3 protein-coding genes (1 of these 3 running past the window's edge) are annotated in these 22,526 nt (G+C 50.8%); all 3 read right to left on the bottom strand.

What is annotated here, in order from left to right:
* Tightly spaced (each overlapping or abutting the next), the 3 genes in view from AC3E9V_RS03280 to AC3E9V_RS03290 form a layout consistent with a single transcriptional unit that may run on beyond the window.
* On the bottom strand, positions 1 to 1,041 hold the full coding sequence (locus AC3E9V_RS03280; RefSeq protein ID WP_488751760.1) for a PorP/SprF family type IX secretion system membrane protein: 1,041 nt from the start codon (positions 1,039 to 1,041) through the stop codon (positions 1 to 3).
* Positions 1,038 to 2,339, bottom strand: a complete 1,302-nt coding sequence (locus AC3E9V_RS03285) for a T9SS type B sorting domain-containing protein (protein ID WP_488751761.1) — start codon at positions 2,337 to 2,339, stop codon at positions 1,038 to 1,040. The genes AC3E9V_RS03280 and AC3E9V_RS03285 overlap by 4 nt, the downstream gene beginning before the upstream one ends.
* A protein-coding gene (locus AC3E9V_RS03290) for a hypothetical protein (RefSeq protein ID WP_488751762.1) crosses the window boundary here: on the bottom strand, positions 2,340 to 22,526 show its 3' portion. The gene runs 5,199 nt beyond the window's last position; 20,187 of the gene's 25,386 nt are visible here — the last part of the coding sequence; the start codon falls outside the window, past its right edge; the stop codon is at positions 2,340 to 2,342. It lies immediately after the preceding gene.

Here is a 22,526-nt window from a genome sequence, read left to right on the forward strand (position 1 = left end):
CTAGAACAGTGGGTTGGAGATCTTTCTGATCCTGTTCTCTTTTGATAACGTGTATTGCAGGGATATCTCCACATGGTTTCTTGAATAATCAATGTTATCATCATAGAAGAGGTTACTGTTCATATCATAGCTGGCTTTGATACTTAATGCGTTGTAATTCACACCAAACAAAAAGTTGAACGAGTCCCGTAGACGATACCAGGCTCCTCCTACCAGTTTTATATCGATGGTTCCAAAAGCGTTTTCTTTAAAAGAATACCAGGTGTAAATACCCCCGTCAGCAGTGTAATTACCTCGCTGGTACTGAGCCAGGAGGTTGGGCATAAAATTGAATTTTCTTGCTTTAAACTCTATACCACCATGATACTTAAAAAGCATTGGAGCCCTGCTCTTACCCATCTTGGCAAAAGACTTATCCGGTCTGTTGATGTTGGTCACTGCAAAACCGGAAAAAGCGCTGTAATTATATATGGTAAAGTTTCGCTCCCGATTGTAGTAGTACATGATTCCGGCATTTAAGATCGGGTGCGATACGGCATCATCAAATTCAGTAACTGGTGAAGGAAGGTTATCATCATATCCGTAGTAGGGGTTGTAATTGGTTCCCCATTGTAATTCACTGAAATTGACTCGATAGTTTTCATAACCTGACTGTATGCCTATAGCGACCACCTCTGTGTTTAAGGCTCCAATGGAGAAGTTGTGAGCGTAATTCAATAAGAAGCCTGTGACTTTAAACACTCCCTGGAAACCTGATTTATTGTTGTATGCCATGAGTCCAAACCCGGCTCTGGGCGTATTGTCTGATTCGTTAATCAGTATAGGTAATATAGCAGATATCTGATTGGTTTCATTATAGACTACTCCATTATCCACCGGTCTCCTGTAGTTTACAAAGAAAGTAGGGCTAACATATACGGCAGAGAAGGCCGGATTCAAATAGAGGGATGTCGAAAAATACTGCGAAAATTGTATTTCCTGAGCCGATGCCCCGATCAGGCCCAATCCAAATATCAGTGCTATGAGTAGTTTTCTGATCATCTTTTCAATAGTATTGAGCCTGTATGTTCTTTAATGTTTTCCGGGTTGGAGGTAAATGCATACCTCACAAATACATAGTAAACTCCGGAAAATTCTTCTTTCCCGTTGGGGTTTGTTCCATCCCATCCGCTAGTGGTGGCCTCTTCAAAGGTGTCAGCTTCATACACGAGTGTACTGAACCGGTTATAGATTTCCATTCTGAATGGTTCATTTGCCACATGCTCCCCAAAAACCCTGTACGTCCGGTTTCTTGGATCGGAAGCCGCAGGTGAAAATACATTGGGGAAGTAAATTTGGCCAGCCGGACCTATCAATGGTGCAAGAGCTATTGCAAAATATTTGGAGCCATAGTCTTCATACTTTACATAGTCTTCTGCCAGCAAAACCCCGGTGGTTACTGAGTCCGTAGCGGTCAGTAATTCTACGCCGAGTGAATGGAAAGGACCGGTAGCTCCGGAATCAGAAACAGCTATTACCGGAGACTGGATATTTCGCTTTATATTATTTTCTATTTCGAAGTTTTCCAGATCTTCAGCTATAAAATCAATTTGGAGCTGGGTACTATCCAATGTGCCTTCCCGGTATTCGATTTCCCAGGTATTCTCACCCGAGACACCTATGAGATCCTGACCGGGAACTGGTGGGGCAGGGTTTTTATGAATAAGACTAACACCAAGCTCCAGGTCACTGGTGCCGTAAATATCCAGTAGCTCCAGGGTACCGAAAAAACCACCGTTTCCTACTGGAAATAACCGGTTGTTAGTACCCCTTGAGATAATCTTTCCTTCAAAGTAGGAAGTGGAGCCAAATTCATGATCTATGGTAGCAGTATCTTCCACAATAAACCGGCTATTACTTCCGGTTGTCAGTACTCCATCCATGAAGTTAAGCGTACCCAGGACTTTAATGGAGTCAGCATTTAGAGTAACCAGTCCCATTTTATTGACTGTAAGGTCATCTATGAGGAGGTAAGAGTCAGTGATCATCTGGTCATTTCCCCCAAGGAAGGTCATTCTTCCAAAAGTACTGTTGAAAGTTCCCTGGTTATTCCAGTTTCCATACAAAGAAATATTTCCGTTATTGACAAGAAACCGTTTATTGGAAAAATTACCATAGCTTATAATCTCTCCACCTTCCTGCACATCAAGCCTTTGCCCATCATTGAGCAGGTCACCTCCGGTCGTTAGGAATGCACCATTGGTGATCGTAACCTCCGCATCTTGAGGGATGTAAAGCTCCTGGGCACTAAGATGGAGTGTGAGAAAAAGGGGTAATATGGTAAGGTGGCGTAGGTTCATTTAGTTTGCGGATCTATAAAGTTCAAACCAAGAAGAGCCATCCCAGATTAAAGTTAAAGTGCCATCCGCATTAGGAGTCCAATCAGCGGATAGTCTAACATTCCCGGAATCGCTTAAAGTGATACCATCTGTTGAGGCCATCACTAAGACAAGCATTTGTCCGGCGGTATTGCCGCTACTCAGAGAGAATGATGTAGCACCCCCATGTGAGTCGGTTATAGTAATAAAGGATCTGTTGGCTACCGTAATACTTCCTCCCGATGATGTTACTGTTTCTCCATAGTTGGATATTGCTAAGCCTCCGTTTACTACAGCTGCTGTTGTAGTAGTGTTCGTTTCATCACTTTCCACCACCACACTGCTTGACACCGTATTATTTCCAAGCGTTATAGTTCGGGCGGCTGAACCTGTACCTATATTGATTGGTTGAGCATTAGTTCCGGATCCTATATTTATTGCTCCTGCAGCAGCATTTATATCAACGGAACTTGAAGAGGCATCAATAGTCACACCATTAGCTCCATCAATGTCCACGTTACCGGCGGTAGCATTAAGCTGTATAGCATCTGTACCGGCATTGGAAGAAGAGATGAGCGTTCTGTTAGTACCAGAGACGTTAAAGTCCCCATCATCGGTGACGATGTTTGTCTGGTCGAGGTTAGTAAGTCCGTCCACATCGAGGTTATCAGGGGAGAAAGCCCCTGAGATGTTTACACTACCTCCTGCATCCAGAGTGATATCCCCGGGAGAGGCGATCCGCACACTGTCGGTACCATTGATAACCGAGTAAGAAGCCGCATTGATAGCCACGCTGTCCGCCGCGTCAATGAGCACGGCATCCCCGGCAGAGAGCGTGATGTCTTCGTTGGTGGTAAGCAGGTCGATGTTGGTGTTAGCCGTGAGGTCCACGTCGTTGGCCGCCGCATCGATGGCTACGCCAGTGGCCCCATCGATATCGACATTGCCCGCTGCATTCCCGATCAGGTTACCGGAAGTAGTTGTAGAGAGCGTTAGGTCAGCCCCATCGACGGATAGGTTTGAATTGTTGTTGGCATCAATACTTATTCCATTGACCGCATCGATAAGGACTTCATCACCGGAGTTGATATCCACATCACCATTTGTGGAGTTGATATTGGTGTTAGTCTCACCGGTTATGTCCACGTTATTAGCGGTGGCATTAATAGCGACCCCAGAAGCACCGTCAATGGCTACATTAGTTCCACCATCCAGGTCGAGTTGACCCGCTGCATTGATGTCAATGTCACCAGCCGAGGTAGTAAAGTTAGAAGCAGCCGCTGCGTCGATAGAAACCCCAGAAGCTCCATCAATGTCCACGTTACCGGCGGTAGCATTAAGCTGTATAGCATCTGTACCGGCATTGGAAGAAGAGATGAGCGTTCTGTTAGTACCAGAGACGTTAAAGTCCCCATCATCGGTGACGATGTTTGTCTGGTCGAGGTTAGTAAGTCCGTCCACATCGAGGTTATCAGGGGAGAAAGCCCCTGAGATGTTTACACTACCTCCTGCATCCAGAGTGATATCCCCGGGAGAGGCGATCCGCACACTGTCGGTACCATTGATAACCGAGTAAGAAGCCGCATTGATAGCCACGCTGTCCGCCGCGTCAATGAGCACGGCATCCCCGGCAGAGAGCGTGATGTCTTCGTTGGTGGTAAGCAGGTCGATGTTGGTGTTAGCCGTGAGGTCCACGTCGTTGGCCGCCGCATCGATGGCTACGCCAGTAGCCCCATCGATATCGACATTGCCTGCTGCATTCCCGATCAGGTTACCGGAAGTAGTTGTAGAGAGCGTTAGGTCAGCCCCATCGACGGATAGGTTTGAATTGTTGTTGGCATCAATACTTATTCCATTGACCGCATCGATAAGGACTTCATCACCGGAGTTGATATCCACATCACCATTTGTGGAGTTGATATTGGTGTTAGTCTCACCGGTTATGTCCACGTTATTAGCGGTGGCATTAATAGCGACCCCAGAAGCACCGTCAATGGCTACATTAGTTCCACCATCCAGGTCGAGTTGACCCGCTGCATTGATGTCAATGTCACCAGCCGAGGTAGTAAAGTTAGAAGCAGCCGCTGCGTCGATAGAAACCCCAGAAGCTCCATCAATGTCCACGTTACCGGCGGTAGCATTAAGCTGTATAGCATCTGTACCGGCATTGGAAGAAGAGATGAGCGTTCTGTTAGTACCAGAGACGTTAAAGTCCCCATCATCGGTGACGATGTTTGTCTGGTCGAGGTTAGTAAGTCCGTCCACATCGAGGTTATCAGGGGAGAAAGCCCCTGAGATGTTTACACTACCTCCTGCATCCAGAGTGATATCCCCGGGAGAGGCGATCCGCACACTGTCGGTACCATTGATAACCGAGTAAGAAGCCGCATTGATAGCCACGCTGTCCGCCGCGTCAATGAGCACGGCATCCCCGGCAGAGAGCGTGATGTCTTCGTTGGTGGTAAGCAGGTCGATGTTGGTGTTAGCCGTGAGGTCCACGTCGTTGGCCGCCGCATCGATGGCTACGCCAGTGGCCCCATCGATATCGACATTGCCCGCTGCATTCCCGATCAGGTTACCGGAAGTAGTTGTAGAGAGCGTTAGGTCAGCCCCATCGACGGATAGGTTTGAATTGTTGTTGGCATCAATACTTATTCCATTGACCGCATCGATAAGGACTTCATCACCGGAGTTGATATCCACATCACCATTTGTGGAGTTGATATTGGTGTTAGTCTCACCGGTTATGTCCACGTTATTAGCGGTGGCATTAATAGCGACCCCAGAAGCACCGTCAATGGCTACATTAGTTCCACCATCCAGGTCGAGTTGACCCGCTGCATTGATGTCAATGTCACCAGCCGAGGTAGTAAAGTTAGAAGCAGCCGCTGCGTCGATAGAAACCCCAGAAGCTCCATCAATGTCCACGTTACCGGCGGTAGCATTAAGCTGTATAGCATCTGTACCGGCATTGGAAGAAGAGATGAGCGTTCTGTTAGTACCAGAGACGTTAAAGTCCCCATCATCGGTGACGATGTTTGTCTGGTCGAGGTTAGTAAGTCCGTCCACATCGAGGTTATCAGGGGAGAAAGCCCCTGAGATGTTTACACTACCTCCTGCATCCAGAGTGATATCCCCGGGAGAGGCGATCCGCACACTGTCGGTACCATTGATAACCGAGTAAGAAGCCGCATTGATAGCCACGCTGTCCGCCGCGTCAATGAGCACGGCATCCCCGGCAGAGAGCGTGATGTCTTCGTTGGTGGTAAGCAGGTCGATGTTGGTGTTAGCCGTGAGGTCCACGTCGTTGGCCGCCGCATCGATGGCTACGCCAGTGGCCCCATCGATATCGACATTGCCCGCTGCATTCCCGATCAGGTTACCGGAAGTAGTTGTAGAGAGCGTTAGGTCAGCCCCATCGACGGATAGGTTTGAATTGTTGTTGGCATCAATACTTATTCCATTGACCGCATCGATAAGGACTTCATCACCGGAGTTGATATCCACATCACCATTTGTGGAGTTGATATTGGTGTTAGTCTCACCGGTTATGTCCACGTTATTAGCGGTGGCATTAATAGCGACCCCAGAAGCACCGTCAATGGCTACATTAGTTCCACCATCCAGGTCGAGTTGACCCGCTGCATTGATGTCAATGTCACCAGCCGAGGTAGTAAAGTTAGAAGCAGCCGCTGCGTCGATAGAAACCCCAGAAGCTCCATCAATGTCCACGTTACCGGCGGTAGCATTAAGCTGTATAGCATCTGTACCGGCATTGGAAGAAGAGATGAGCGTTCTGTTAGTACCAGAGACGTTAAAGTCCCCATCATCGGTGACGATGTTTGTCTGGTCGAGGTTAGTAAGTCCGTCCACATCGAGGTTGTCAGGCGAGAAAGCCCCTGAGATGTTTACACTACCTCCTGCATCCAGAGTGATATCCCCGGGAGAGGCGATCCGCACACTGTCGGTACCATTGATAACCGAGTAAGAAGCCGCATTGATAGCCACGCTGTCCGCCGCGTCAATGAGCACGGCATCCCCGGCAGAGAGCGTGATGTCTTCGTTGGTGGTAAGCAGGTCGATGTTGGTGTTAGCCGTGAGGTCCACGTCGTTGGCCGCCGCATCGATGGCTACGCCAGTGGCCCCATCGATATCGACATTGCCCGCTGCATTCCCGATCAGGTTACCGGAAGTAGTTGTAGAGAGCGTTAGGTCAGCCCCATCGACGGATAGGTTTGAATTGTTGTTGGCATCAATACTTATTCCATTGACCGCATCGATAAGGACTTCATCACCGGAGTTGATATCCACATCACCATTTGTGGAGTTGATATTGGTGTTAGTCTCACCGGTTATGTCCACGTTATTAGCGGTGGCATTAATAGCGACCCCAGAAGCACCGTCAATGGCTACATTAGTTCCACCATCCAGGTCGAGTTGACCCGCTGCATTGATGTCAATGTCACCAGCCGAGGTAGTAAAGTTAGAAGCAGCCGCTGCGTCGATAGAAACCCCAGAAGCTCCATCAATGTCCACGTTACCGGCGGTAGCATTAAGCTGTATAGCATCTGTACCGGCATTGGAAGAAGAGATGAGCGTTCTGTTAGTACCAGAGACGTTAAAGTCCCCATCATCGGTGACGATGTTTGTCTGGTCGAGGTTAGTAAGTCCGTCCACATCGAGGTTGTCAGGGGAGAAAGCCCCTGAGATGTTGACACTACCTCCTGCATCCAGAGTGATATCCCCGGGAGAGGCGATCCGCACACTGTCGGTACCATTGATAACCGAGTAAGAAGCCGCATTGATAGCCACGCTGTCCGCCGCGTCAATGAGCACGGCATCCCCGGCAGAGAGCGTGATGTCTTCGTTGGTGGTAAGCAGGTCGATGTTGGTGTTAGCCGTGAGGTCCACGTCGTTGGCCGCCGCATCGATGGCTACGCCAGTGGCCCCATCGATATCGACATTGCCCGCTGCATTCCCGATCAGGTTACCGGAAGTAGTTGTAGAGAGCGTTAGGTCAGCCCCATCGACGGATAGGTTTGAATTGTTGTTGGCATCAATACTTATTCCATTGACCGCATCGATAAGGACTTCATCACCGGAGTTGATATCCACATCACCATTTGTGGAGTTGATATTGGTGTTAGTCTCACCGGTTATGTCCACGTTATTAGCGGTGGCATTAATAGCGACCCCAGAAGCACCGTCAATGGCTACATTAGTTCCACCATCCAGGTCGAGTTGACCCGCTGCATTGATGTCAATGTCACCAGCCGAGGTAGTAAAGTTAGAAGCAGCCGCTGCGTCGATAGAAACCCCAGAAGCTCCATCAATGTCCACGTTACCGGCGGTAGCATTAAGCTGTATAGCATCTGTACCGGCATTGGAAGAAGAGATGAGCGTTCTGTTAGTACCAGAGACGTTAAAGTCCCCATCATCGGTGACGATGTTTGTCTGGTCGAGGTTAGTAAGTCCGTCCACATCGAGGTTATCAGGGGAGAAAGCCCCTGAGATGTTGACACTACCTCCTGCATCCAGAGTGATATCCCCGGGAGAGGCGATCCGCACACTGTCGGTACCATTGATAACCGAGTAAGAAGCCGCATTGATAGCCACGCTGTCCGCCGCGTCAATGAGCACGGCATCCCCGGCAGAGAGCGTGATGTCTTCGTTGGTGGTAAGCAGGTCGATGTTGGTGTTAGCCGTGAGGTCCACGTCGTTGGCCGCCGCATCGATGGCTACGCCAGTAGCCCCATCGATATCGACATTGCCTGCTGCATTCCCGATCAGGTTACCGGAAGTAGTTGTAGAGAGCGTTAGGTCAGCCCCATCGACGGATAGGTTTGAATTGTTGTTGGCATCAATACTTATTCCATTGACCGCATCGATAAGGACTTCATCACCGGAGTTGATATCCACATCACCATTTGTGGAGTTGATATTGGTGTTAGTCTCACCGGTTATGTCCACGTTATTAGCGGTGGCATTAATAGCGACCCCAGAAGCACCGTCAATGGCTACATTAGTTCCACCATCCAGGTCGAGTTGACCCGCTGCATTGATGTCAATGTCACCAGCCGAGGTAGTAAAGTTAGAAGCAGCCGCTGCGTCGATAGAAACCCCAGAAGCTCCATCAATGTCCACGTTACCGGCGGTAGCATTAAGCTGTATAGCATCTGTACCGGCATTGGAAGAAGAGATGAGCGTTCTGTTAGTACCAGAGACGTTAAAGTCCCCATCATCGGTGACGATGTTTGTCTGGTCGAGGTTAGTAAGTCCGTCCACATCGAGGTTATCAGGGGAGAAAGCCCCTGAGATGTTTACACTACCTCCTGCATCCAGAGTGATATCCCCGGGAGAGGCGATCCGCACACTGTCGGTACCATTGATAACCGAGTAAGAAGCCGCATTGATAGCCACGCTGTCCGCCGCGTCAATGAGCACGGCATCCCCGGCAGTGAGCGTGATGTCTTCGTTGGTGGTAAGCAGGTCGATGTTGGTGTTAGCCGTGAGGTCCACGTCGTTGGCCGCCGCATCGATGGCTACGCCAGTGGCCCCATCGATATCGACATTGCCCGCTGCATTCCCGATCAGGTTACCGGAAGTAGTTGTAGAGAGCGTTAGGTCAGCCCCATCGACGGATAGGTTTGAATTGTTGTTGGCATCAATACTTATTCCATTGACCGCATCGATAAGGACTTCATCACCGGAGTTGATATCCACATCACCATTTGTGGAGTTGATATTGGTGTTAGTCTCACCGGTTATGTCCACGTTATTAGCGGTGGCATTAATAGCGACCCCAGAAGCACCGTCAATGGCTACATTAGTTCCACCATCCAGGTCGAGTTGACCCGCTGCATTGATGTCAATGTCACCAGCCGAGGTAGTAAAGTTAGAAGCAGCCGCTGCGTCGATAGAAACCCCAGAAGCTCCATCAATGTCCACGTTACCGGCGGTAGCATTAAGCTGTATAGCATCTGTACCGGCATTGGAAGAAGAGATGAGCGTTCTGTTAGTACCAGAGACGTTAAAGTCCCCATCATCGGTGACGATGTTTGTCTGGTCGAGGTTAGTAAGTCCGTCCACATCGAGGTTGTCAGGCGAGAAAGCCCCTGAGATGTTTACACTACCTCCTGCATCCAGAGTGATATCCCCGGGAGAGGCGATCCGCACACTGTCGGTACCATTGATAACCGAGTAAGAAGCCGCATTGATAGCCACGCTGTCCGCCGCGTCAATGAGCACGGCATCCCCGGCAGAGAGCGTGATGTCTTCGTTGGTGGTAAGCAGGTCGATGTTGGTGTTAGCCGTGAGGTCCACGTCGTTGGCCGCCGCATCGATGGCTACGCCAGTGGCCCCATCGATATCGACATTGCCCGCTGCATTCCCGATCAGGTTACCGGAAGTAGTTGTAGAGAGCGTTAGGTCAGCCCCATCGACGGATAGGTTTGAATTGTTGTTGGCATCAATACTTATTCCATTGACCGCATCGATAAGGACTTCATCACCGGAGTTGATATCCACATCACCATTTGTGGAGTTGATATTGGTGTTAGTCTCACCGGTTATGTCCACGTTATTAGCGGTGGCATTAATAGCGACCCCAGAAGCACCGTCAATGGCTACATTAGTTCCACCATCCAGGTCGAGTTGACCCGCTGCATTGATGTCAATGTCACCAGCCGAGGTAGTAAAGTTAGAAGCAGCCGCTGCGTCGATAGAAACCCCAGAAGCTCCATCAATGTCCACGTTACCGGCGGTAGCATTAAGCTGTATAGCATCTGTACCGGCATTGGAAGAAGAGATGAGCGTTCTGTTAGTACCAGAGACGTTAAAGTCCCCATCATCGGTGACGATGTTTGTCTGGTCGAGGTTAGTAAGTCCGTCCACATCGAGGTTGTCAGGGGAGAAAGCCCCTGAGATGTTTACACTACCTCCTGCATCCAGAGTGATATCCCCGGGAGAGGCGATCCGCACACTGTCGGTACCATTGATAACCGAGTAAGAAGCCGCATTGATAGCCACGCTGTCCGCCGCGTCAATGAGCACGGCATCCCCGGCAGAGAGCGTGATGTCTTCGTTGGTGGTAAGCAGGTCGATGTTGGTGTTAGCCGTGAGGTCCACGTCGTTGGCCGCCGCATCGATGGCTACGCCAGTAGCCCCATCGATATCGACATTGCCTGCTGCATTCCCGATCAGGTTACCGGAAGTAGTTGTAGAGAGCGTTAGGTCAGCCCCATCGACGGATAGGTTTGAATTGTTGTTGGCATCAATACTTATTCCATTGACCGCATCGATAAGGACTTCATCACCGGAGTTGATATCCACATCACCATTTGTGGAGTTGATATTGGTGTTAGTCTCACCGGTTATGTCCACGTTATTAGCGGTGGCATTAATAGCGACCCCAGAAGCACCGTCAATGGCTACATTAGTTCCACCATCCAGGTCGAGTTGACCCGCTGCATTGATGTCAATGTCACCAGCCGAGGTAGTAAAGTTAGAAGCAGCCGCTGCGTCGATAGAAACCCCAGAAGCTCCATCAATGTCCACGTTACCGGCGGTAGCATTAAGCTGTATAGCATCTGTACCGGCATTGGAAGAAGAGATGAGCGTTCTGTTAGTACCAGAGACGTTAAAGTCCCCATCATCGGTGACGATGTTTGTCTGGTCGAGGTTAGTAAGTCCGTCCACATCGAGGTTGTCAGGGGAGAAAGCCCCTGAGATGTTGACACTACCTCCTGCATCCAGAGTGATATCCCCGGGAGAGGCGATCCGCACACTGTCGGTACCATTGATAACCGAGTAAGAAGCCGCATTGATAGCCACGCTGTCCGCCGCGTCAATGAGCACGGCATCCCCGGCAGAGAGCGTGATGTCTTCGTTGGTGGTAAGCAGGTCGATGTTGGTGTTAGCCGTGAGGTCCACGTCGTTGGCCGCCGCATCGATGGCTACGCCAGTGGCCCCATCGATATCGACATTGCCCGCTGCATTCCCGATCAGGTTACCGGAAGTAGTTGTAGAGAGCGTTAGGTCAGCCCCATCGACGGATAGGTTTGAATTGTTGTTGGCATCAATACTTATTCCATTGACCGCATCGATAAGGACTTCATCACCGGAGTTGATATCCACATCACCATTTGTGGAGTTGATATTGGTGTTAGTCTCACCGGTTATGTCCACGTTATTAGCGGTGGCATTAATAGCGACCCCAGAAGCACCGTCAATGGCTACATTAGTTCCACCATCCAGGTCGAGTTGACCCGCTGCATTGATGTCAATGTCACCAGCCGAGGTAGTAAAGTTAGAAGCAGCCGCTGCGTCGATAGAAACCCCAGAAGCTCCATCAATGTCCACGTTACCGGCGGTAGCATTAAGCTGTATAGCATCTGTACCGGCATTGGAAGAAGAGATGAGCGTTCTGTTAGTACCAGAGACGTTAAAGTCCCCATCATCGGTGACGATGTTTGTCTGGTCGAGGTTAGTAAGTCCGTCCACATCGAGGTTATCAGGGGAGAAAGCCCCTGAGATGTTGACACTACCTCCTGCATCCAGAGTGATATCCCCGGGAGAGGCGATCCGCACACTGTCGGTACCATTGATAACCGAGTAAGAAGCCGCATTGATAGCCACGCTGTCCGCCGCGTCAATGAGCACGGCATCCCCGGCAGAGAGCGTGATGTCTTCGTTGGTGGTAAGCAGGTCGATGTTGGTGTTAGCCGTGAGGTCCACGTCGTTGGCCGCCGCATCGATGGCTACGCCAGTAGCCCCATCGATATCGACATTGCCTGCTGCATTCCCGATCAGGTTACCGGAAGTAGTTGTAGAGAGCGTTAGGTCAGCCCCATCGACGGATAGGTTTGAATTGTTGTTGGCATCAATACTTATTCCATTGACCGCATCGATAAGGACTTCATCACCGGAGTTGATATCCACATCACCATTTGTGGAGTTGATATTGGTGTTAGTCTCACCGGTTATGTCCACGTTATTAGCGGTGGCATTAATAGCGACCCCAGAAGCACCGTCAATGGCTACATTAGTTCCACCATCCAGGTCGAGTTGACCCGCTGCATTGATGTCAATGTCACCAGCCGAGGTAGTAAAGTTAGAAGCAGCCGCTGCGTCGATAGAAACCCCAGAAGCTCCATCAATGTCCACGTTACCGGCGGTAGCATTAAGCTGTATAGCATCTGTACCGGCATTGGAAGAAGAGATGAGCGTTCTGTTAGTACCAGAGACGTTAAAGTCCCCATCATCGGTGACGATGTTTGTCTGGTCGAGGTTAGTAAGTCCGTCCACATCGAGGTTGTCAGGCGAGAAAGCCCCTGAGATGTTTACACTACCTCCTGCATCCAGAGTGATATCCCCGGGAGAGGCGATCCGCACACTGTCGGTACCATTGATAACCGAGTAAGAAGCCGCATTGATAGCCACGCTGTCCGCCGCGTCAATGAGCACGGCATCCCCGGCAGAGAGCGTGATGTCTTCGTTGGTGGTAAGCAGGTCGATGTTGGTGTTAGCCGTGAGGTCCACGTCGTTGGCCGCCGCATCGATGGCTACGCCAGTGGCCCCATCGATATCGACATTGCCCGCTGCATTCCCGATCAGGTTACCGGAAGTAGTTGTAGAGAGCGTTAGGTCAGCCCCATCGACGGATAGGTTTGAATTGTTGTTGGCATCAATACTTATTCCATTGACCGCATCGATAAGGACTTCATCACCGGAGTTGATATCCACATCACCATTTGTGGAGTTGATATTGGTGTTAGTCTCACCGGTTATGTCCACGTTATTAGCGGTGGCATTAATAGCGACCCCAGAAGCACCGTCAATGGCTACATTAGTTCCACCATCCAGGTCGAGTTGACCCGCTGCATTGATGTCAATGTCACCAGCCGAGGTAGTAAAGTTAGAAGCAGCCGCTGCGTCGATAGAAACCCCAGAAGCTCCATCAATGTCCACGTTACCGGCGGTAGCATTAAGCTGTATAGCATCTGTACCGGCATTGGAAGAAGAGATGAGCGTTCTGTTAGTACCAGAGACGTTAAAGTCCCCATCATCGGTGACGATGTTTGTCTGGTCGAGGTTAGTAAGTCCGTCCACATCGAGGTTATCAGGGGAGAAAGCCCCTGAGATGTTTACACTACCTCCTGCATCCAGAGTGATATCCCCGGGAGAGGCGATCCGCACACTGTCGGTACCATTGATAACCGAGTAAGAAGCCGCATTGATAGCCACGCTGTCCGCCGCGTCAATGAGCACGGCATCCCCGGCAGAGAGCGTGATGTCTTCGTTGGTGGTAAGCAGGTCGATGTTGGTGTTAGCCGTGAGGTCCACGTCGTTGGCCGCCGCATCGATGGCTACGCCAGTAGCCCCATCGATATCGACATTGCCTGCTGCATTCCCGATCAGGTTACCGGAAGTAGTTGTAGAGAGCGTTAGGTCAGCCCCATCGACGGATAGGTTTGAATTGTTGTTGGCATCAATACTTATTCCATTGACCGCATCGATAAGGACTTCATCACCGGAGTTGATATCCACATCACCATTTGTGGAGTTGATATTGGTGTTAGTCTCACCGGTTATGTCCACGTTATTAGCGGTGGCATTAATAGCGACCCCAGAAGCACCGTCAATGGCTACATTAGTTCCACCATCCAGGTCGAGTTGACCCGCTGCATTGATGTCAATGTCACCAGCCGAGGTAGTAAAGTTAGAAGCAGCCGCTGCGTCGATAGAAACCCCAGAAGCTCCATCAATGTCCACGTTACCGGCGGTAGCATTAAGCTGTATAGCATCTGTACCGGCATTGGAAGAAGAGATGAGCGTTCTGTTAGTACCAGAGACGTTAAAGTCCCCATCATCGGTGACGATGTTTGTCTGGTCGAGGTTAGTAAGTCCGTCCACATCGAGGTTGTCAGGCGAGAAAGCCCCTGAGATGTTTACACTACCTCCTGCATCCAGAGTGATATCCCCGGGAGAGGCGATCCGCACACTGTCGGTACCATTGATAACCGAGTAAGAAGCCGCATTGATAGCCACGCTGTCCGCCGCGTCAATGAGCACGGCATCCCCGGCAGAGAGCGTGATGTCTTCGTTGGTGGTAAGCAGGTCGATGTTGGTGTTAGCCGTGAGGTCCACGTCGTTGGCCGCCGCATCGATGGCTACGCCAGTGGCCCCATCGATATCGACATTGCCCGCTGCATTCCCGATCAGGTTACCGGAAGTAGTTGTAGAGAGCGTTAGGTCAGCCCCATCGACGGATAGGTTTGAATTGTTGTTGGCATCAATACTTATTCCATTGACCGCATCGATAAGGACTTCATCACCGGAGTTGATATCCACATCACCATTTGTGGAGTTGATATTGGTGTTAGTCTCACCGGTTATGTCCACGTTATTAGCGGTGGCATTAATAGCGACCCCAGAAGCACCGTCAATGGCTACATTAGTTCCACCATCCAGGTCGAGTTGACCCGCTGCATTGATGTCAATGTCACCAGCCGAGGTAGTAAAGTTAGAAGCAGCCGCTGCGTCGATAGAAACCCCAGAAGCTCCATCAATGTCCACGTTACCGGCGGTAGCATTAAGCTGTATAGCATCTGTACCGGCATTGGAAGAAGAGATGAGCGTTCTGTTAGTACCAGAGACGTTAAAGTCCCCATCATCGGTGACGATGTTTGTCTGGTCGAGGTTAGTAAGTCCGTCCACATCGAGGTTATCAGGGGAGAAAGCCCCTGAGATGTTTACACTACCTCCTGCATCCAGAGTGATATCCCCGGGAGAGGCGATCCGCACACTGTCGGTACCATTGATAACCGAGTAAGAAGCCGCATTGATAGCCACGCTGTCCGCCGCGTCAATGAGCACGGCATCCCCGGCAGAGAGCGTGATGTCTTCGTTGGTGGTAAGCAGGTCGATGTTGGTGTTAGCCGTGAGGTCCACGTCGTTGGCCGCCGCATCGATGGCTACGCCAGTGGCCCCATCGATATCGACATTGCCCGCTGCATTCCCGATCAGGTTACCGGAAGTAGTTGTAGAGAGCGTTAGGTCAGCCCCATCGACGGATAGGTTTGAATTGTTGTTGGCATCAATACTTATTCCATTGACCGCATCGATAAGGACTTCATCACCGGAGTTGATATCCACATCACCATTTGTGGAGTTGATATTGGTGTTAGTCTCACCGGTTATGTCCACGTTATTAGCGGTGGCATTAATAGCGACCCCAGAAGCACCGTCAATGGCTACATTAGTTCCACCATCCAGGTCGAGTTGACCCGCTGCATTGATGTCAATGTCACCAGCCGAGGTAGTAAAGTTAGAAGCAGCCGCTGCGTCGATAGAAACCCCAGAAGCTCCATCAATGTCCACGTTACCGGCGGTAGCATTAAGCTGTATAGCATCTGTACCGGCATTGGAAGAAGAGATGAGCGTTCTGTTAGTACCAGAGACGTTAAAGTCCCCATCATCGGTGACGATGTTTGTCTGGTCGAGGTTAGTAAGTCCGTCCACATCGAGGTTGTCAGGGGAGAAAGCCCCTGAGATGTTTACACTACCTCCTGCATCCAGAGTGATATCCCCGGGAGAGGCGATCCGCACACTGTCGGTACCATTGATAACCGAGTAAGAAGCCGCATTGATAGCCACGCTGTCCGCCGCGTCAATGAGCACGGCATCCCCGGCAGAGAGCGTGATGTCTTCGTTGGTGGTAAGCAGGTCGATGTTGGTGTTAGCCGTGAGGTCCACGTCGTTGGCCGCCGCATCGATGGCTACGCCAGTAGCCCCATCGATATCGACATTGCCTGCTGCATTCCCGATCAGGTTACCGGAAGTAGTTGTAGAGAGCGTTAGGTCAGCCCCATCGACGGATAGGTTTGAATTGTTGTTGGCATCAATACTTATTCCATTGACCGCATCGATAAGGACTTCATCACCGGAGTTGATATCCACATCACCATTTGTGGAGTTGATATTGGTGTTAGTCTCACCGGTTATGTCCACGTTATTAGCGGTGGCATTAATAGCGACCCCAGAAGCACCGTCAATGGCTACATTAGTTCCACCATCCAGGTCGAGTTGACCCGCTGCATTGATGTCAATGTCACCAGCCGAGGTAGTAAAGTTAGAAGCAGCCGCTGCGTCGATAGAAACCCCAGAAGCTCCATCAATGTCCACGTTACCGGCGGTAGCATTAAGCTGTATAGCATCTGTACCGGCATTGGAAGAAGAGATGAGCGTTCTGTTAGTACCAGAGACGTTAAAGTCCCCATCATCGGTGACGATGTTTGTCTGGTCGAGGTTAGTAAGTCCGTCCACATCGAGGTTGTCAGGGGAGAAAGCCCCTGAGATGTTGACACTACCTCCTGCATCCAGAGTGATATCCCCGGGAGAGGCGATCCGCACACTGTCGGTACCATTGATAACCGAGTAAGAAGCCGCATTGATAGCCACGCTGTCCGCCGCGTCAATGAGCACGGCATCCCCGGCAGAGAGCGTGATGTCTTCGTTGGTGGTAAGCAGGTCGATGTTGGTGTTAGCCGTGAGGTCCACGTCGTTGGCCGCCGCATCGATGGCTACGCCAGTGGCCCCATCGATATCGACATTGCCCGCTGCATTCCCGATCAGGTTACCGGAAGTAGTTGTAGAGAGCGTTAGGTCAGCCCCATCGACGGATAGGTTTGAATTGTTGTTGGCATCAATACTTATTCCATTGACCGCATCGATAAGGACTTCATCACCGGAGTTGATATCCACATCACCATTTGTGGAGTTGATATTGGTGTTAGTCTCACCGGTTATGTCCACGTTATTAGCGGTGGCATTAATAGCGACCCCAGAAGCACCGTCAATGGCTACATTAGTTCCACCATCCAGGTCGAGTTGACCCGCTGCATTGATGTCAATGTCACCAGCCGAGGTAGTAAAGTTAGAAGCAGCCGCTGCGTCGATAGAAACCCCAGAAGCTCCATCAATGTCCACGTTACCGGCGGTAGCATTAAGCTGTATAGCATCTGTACCGGCATTGGAAGAAGAGATGAGCGTTCTGTTAGTACCAGAGACGTTAAAGTCCCCATCATCGGTGACGATGTTTGTCTGGTCGAGGTTAGTAAGTCCGTCCACATCGAGGTTATCAGGGGAGAAAGCCCCTGAGATGTTTACACTACCTCCTGCATCCAGAGTGATATCCCCGGGAGAGGCGATCCGCACACTGTCGGTACCATTGATAACCGAGTAAGAAGCCGCATTGATAGCCACGCTGTCCGCCGCGTCAATGAGCACGGCATCCCCGGCAGAGAGCGTGATGTCTTCGTTGGTGGTAAGCAGGTCGATGTTGGTGTTAGCCGTGAGGTCCACGTCGTTGGCCGCCGCATCGATGGCTACGCCAGTGGCCCCATCGATATCGACATTGCCCGCTGCATTCCCGATCAGGTTACCGGAAGTAGTTGTAGAGAGCGTTAGGTCAGCCCCATCGACGGATAGGTTTGAATTGTTGTTGGCATCAATACTTATTCCATTGACCGCATCGATAAGGACTTCATCACCGGAGTTGATATCCACATCACCATTTGTGGAGTTGATATTGGTGTTAGTCTCACCGGTTATGTCCACGTTATTAGCGGTGGCATTAATAGCGACCCCAGAAGCACCGTCAATGGCTACATTAGTTCCACCATCCAGGTCGAGTTGACCCGCTGCATTGATGTCAATGTCACCAGCCGAGGTAGTAAAGTTAGAAGCAGCCGCTGCGTCGATAGAAACCCCAGAAGCTCCATCAATGTCCACGTTACCGGCGGTAGCATTAAGCTGTATAGCATCTGTACCGGCATTGGAAGAAGAGATGAGCGTTCTGTTAGTACCAGAGACGTTAAAGTCCCCATCATCGGTGACGATGTTTGTCTGGTCGAGGTTAGTAAGTCCGTCCACATCGAGGTTGTCAGGCGAGAAAGCCCCTGAGATGTTTACACTACCTCCTGCATCCAGAGTGATATCCCCGGGAGAGGCGATCCGCACACTGTCGGTACCATTGATAACCGAGTAAGAAGCCGCATTGATAGCCACGCTGTCCGCCGCGTCAATGAGCACGGCATCCCCGGCAGAGAGCGTGATGTCTTCGTTGGTGGTAAGCAGGTCGATGTTGGTGTTAGCCGTGAGGTCCACGTCGTTGGCCGCCGCATCGATGGCTACGCCAGTGGCCCCATCGATATCGACATTGCCCGCTGCATTCCCGATCAGGTTACCGGAAGTAGTTGTAGAGAGCGTTAGGTCAGCCCCATCGACGGATAGGTTTGAATTGTTGTTGGCATCAATACTTATTCCATTGACCGCATCGATAAGGACTTCATCACCGGAGTTGATATCCACATCACCATTTGTGGAGTTGATATTGGTGTTAGTCTCACCGGTTATGTCCACGTTATTAGCGGTGGCATTAATAGCGACCCCAGAAGCACCGTCAATGGCTACATTAGTTCCACCATCCAGGTCGAGTTGACCCGCTGCATTGATGTCAATGTCACCAGCCGAGGTAGTAAAGTTAGAAGCAGCCGCTGCGTCGATAGAAACCCCAGAAGCTCCATCAATGTCCACGTTACCGGCGGTAGCATTAAGCTGTATAGCATCTGTACCGGCATTGGAAGAAGAGATGAGCGTTCTGTTAGTACCAGAGACGTTAAAGTCCCCATCATCGGTGACGATGTTTGTCTGGTCGAGGTTAGTAAGTCCGTCCACATCGAGGTTGTCAGGCGAGAAAGCCCCTGAGATGTTGACACTACCTCCTGCATCCAGAGTGATATCCCCGGGAGAGGCGATCCGCACACTGTCGGTACCATTGATAACCGAGTAAGAAGCCGCATTGATAGCCACGCTGTCCGCCGCGTCAATGAGCACGGCATCCCCGGCAGAGAGCGTGATGTCTTCGTTGGTGGTAAGCAGGTCGATGTTGGTGTTAGCCGTGAGGTCCACGTCGTTGGCCGCCGCATCGATGGCTACGCCAGTGGCCCCATCGATATCGACATTGCCCGCTGCATTCCCGATCAGGTTACCGGAAGTAGTTGTAGAGAGCGTTAGGTCAGCCCCATCGACGGATAGGTTTGAATTGTTGTTGGCATCAATACTTATTCCATTGACCGCATCGATAAGGACTTCATCACCGGAGTTGATATCCACATCACCATTTGTGGAGTTGATATTGGTGTTAGTCTCACCGGTTATGTCCACGTTATTAGCGGTGGCATTAATAGCGACCCCAGAAGCACCGTCAATGGCTACATTAGTTCCACCATCCAGGTCGAGTTGACCCGCTGCATTGATGTCAATGTCACCAGCCGAGGTAGTAAAGTTAGAAGCAGCCGCTGCGTCGATAGAAACCCCAGAAGCTCCATCAATGTCCACGTTACCGGCGGTAGCATTAAGCTGTATAGCATCTGTACCGGCATTGGAAGAAGAGATGAGCGTTCTGTTAGTACCAGAGACGTTAAAGTCCCCATCATCGGTGACGATGTTTGTCTGGTCGAGGTTAGTAAGTCCGTCCACATCGAGGTTGTCAGGGGAGAAAGCCCCTGAGATGTTGACACTACCTCCTGCATCCAGAGTGATATCCCCGGGAGAGGCGATCCGCACACTGTCGGTACCATTGATAACCGAGTAAGAAGCCGCATTGATAGCCACGCTGTCCGCCGCGTCAATGAGCACGGCATCCCCGGCAGAGAGCGTGATGTCTTCGTTGGTGGTAAGCAGGTCGATGTTGGTGTTAGCCGTGAGGTCCACGTCGTTGGCCGCCGCATCGATGGCTACGCCAGTGGCCCCATCGATATCGACATTGCCCGCTGCATTCCCGATCAGGTTACCGGAAGTAGTTGTAGAGAGCGTTAGGTCAGCCCCATCGACGGATAGGTTTGAATTGTTGTTGGCATCAATACTTATTCCATTGACCGCATCGATAAGGACTTCATCACCGGAGTTGATATCCACATCACCATTTGTGGAGTTGATATTGGTGTTAGTCTCACCGGTTATGTCCACGTTATTAGCGGTGGCATTAATAGCGACCCCAGAAGCACCGTCAATGGCTACATTAGTTCCACCATCCAGGTCGAGTTGACCCGCTGCATTGATGTCAATGTCACCAGCCGAGGTAGTAAAGTTAGAAGCAGCCGCTGCGTCGATAGAAACCCCAGAAGCTCCATCAATGTCCACGTTACCGGCGGTAGCATTAAGCTGTATAGCATCTGTACCGGCATTGGAAGAAGAGATGAGCGTTCTGTTAGTACCAGAGACGTTAAAGTCCCCATCATCGGTGACGATGTTTGTCTGGTCGAGGTTAGTAAGTCCGTCCACATCGAGGTTATCAGGGGAGAAAGCCCCTGAGATGTTTACACTACCTCCTGCATCCAGAGTGATATCCCCGGGAGAGGCGATCCGCACACTGTCGGTACCATTGATAACCGAGTAAGAAGCCGCATTGATAGCCACGCTGTCCGCCGCGTCAATGAGCACGGCATCCCCGGCAGAGAGCGTGATGTCTTCGTTGGTGGTAAGCAGGTCGATGTTGGTGTTAGCCGTGAGGTCCACGTCGTTGGCCGCCGCATCGATGGCTACGCCAGTGGCCCCATCGATATCGACATTGCCCGCTGCATTCCCGATCAGGTTACCGGAAGTAGTTGTAGAGAGCGTTAGGTCAGCCCCATCGACGGATAGGTTTGAATTGTTGTTGGCATCAATACTTATTCCATTGACCGCATCGATAAGGACTTCATCACCGGAGTTGATATCCACATCACCATTTGTGGAGTTGATATTGGTGTTAGTCTCACCGGTTATGTCCACGTTATTAGCGGTGGCATTAATAGCGACCCCAGAAGCACCGTCAATGGCTACATTAGTTCCACCATCCAGGTCGAGTTGACCCGCTGCATTGATGTCAATGTCACCAGCCGAGGTAGTAAAGTTAGAAGCAGCCGCTGCGTCGATAGAAACCCCAGAAGCTCCATCAATGTCCACGTTACCGGCGGTAGCATTAAGCTGTATAGCATCTGTACCGGCATTGGAAGAAGAGATGAGCGTTCTGTTAGTACCAGAGACGTTAAAGTCCCCATCATCGGTGACGATGTTTGTCTGGTCGAGGTTAGTAAGTCCGTCCACATCGAGGTTATCAGGGGAGAAAGCCCCTGAGATGTTTACACTACCTCCTGCATCCAGAGTGATATCCCCGGGAGAGGCGATCCGCACACTGTCGGTACCATTGATAACCGAGTAAGAAGCCGCATTGATAGCCACGCTGTCCGCCGCGTCAATGAGCACGGCATCCCCGGCAGAGAGCGTGATGTCTTCGTTGGTGGTAAGCAGGTCGATGTTGGTGTTAGCCGTGAGGTCCACGTCGTTGGCCGCCGCATCGATGGCTACGCCAGTGGCCCCATCGATATCGACATTGCCCGCTGCATTCCCGATCAGGTTACCGGAAGTAGTTGTAGAGAGCGTTAGGTCAGCCCCATCGACGGATAGGTTTGAATTGTTGTTGGCATCAATACTTATTCCATTGACCGCATCGATAAGGACTTCATCACCGGAGTTGATATCCACATCACCATTTGTGGAGTTGATATTGGTGTTAGTCTCACCGGTTATGTCCACGTTATTAGCGGTGGCATTAATAGCGACCCCAGAAGCACCGTCAATGGCTACATTAGTTCCACCATCCAGGTCGAGTTGACCCGCTGCATTGATGTCAATGTCACCAGCCGAGGTAGTAAAGTTAGAAGCAGCCGCTGCGTCGATAGAAACCCCAGAAGCTCCATCAATGTCCACGTTACCGGCGGTAGCATTAAGCTGTATAGCATCTGTACCGGCATTGGAAGAAGAGATGAGCGTTCTGTTAGTACCAGAGACGTTAAAGTCCCCATCATCGGTGACGATGTTTGTCTGGTCGAGGTTAGTAAGTCCGTCCACATCGAGGTTATCAGGGGAGAAAGCCCCTGAGATGTTTACACTACCTCCTGCATCCAGAGTGATATCCCCGGGAGAGGCGATCCGCACACTGTCGGTACCATTGATAACCGAGTAAGAAGCCGCATTGATAGCCACGCTGTCCGCCGCGTCAATGAGCACGGCATCCCCGGCAGAGAGCGTGATGTCTTCGTTGGTGGTAAGCAGGTCGATGTTGGT

The organism is Marinoscillum sp. HNIBRBA16962, assembly GCF_057801515.1.

Coding starts and splice junctions, on each gene's coding strand:
- AC3E9V_RS03280 (WP_488751760.1), bottom strand. CDS start 1,041: ATGATCAGAAAACTACTCATAGCACTGATATTTGGATTGGGCCTGATC.
- AC3E9V_RS03285 (WP_488751761.1), bottom strand. CDS start 2,339: ATGAACCTACGCCACCTTACCATATTACCCCTTTTTCTCACACTCCAT.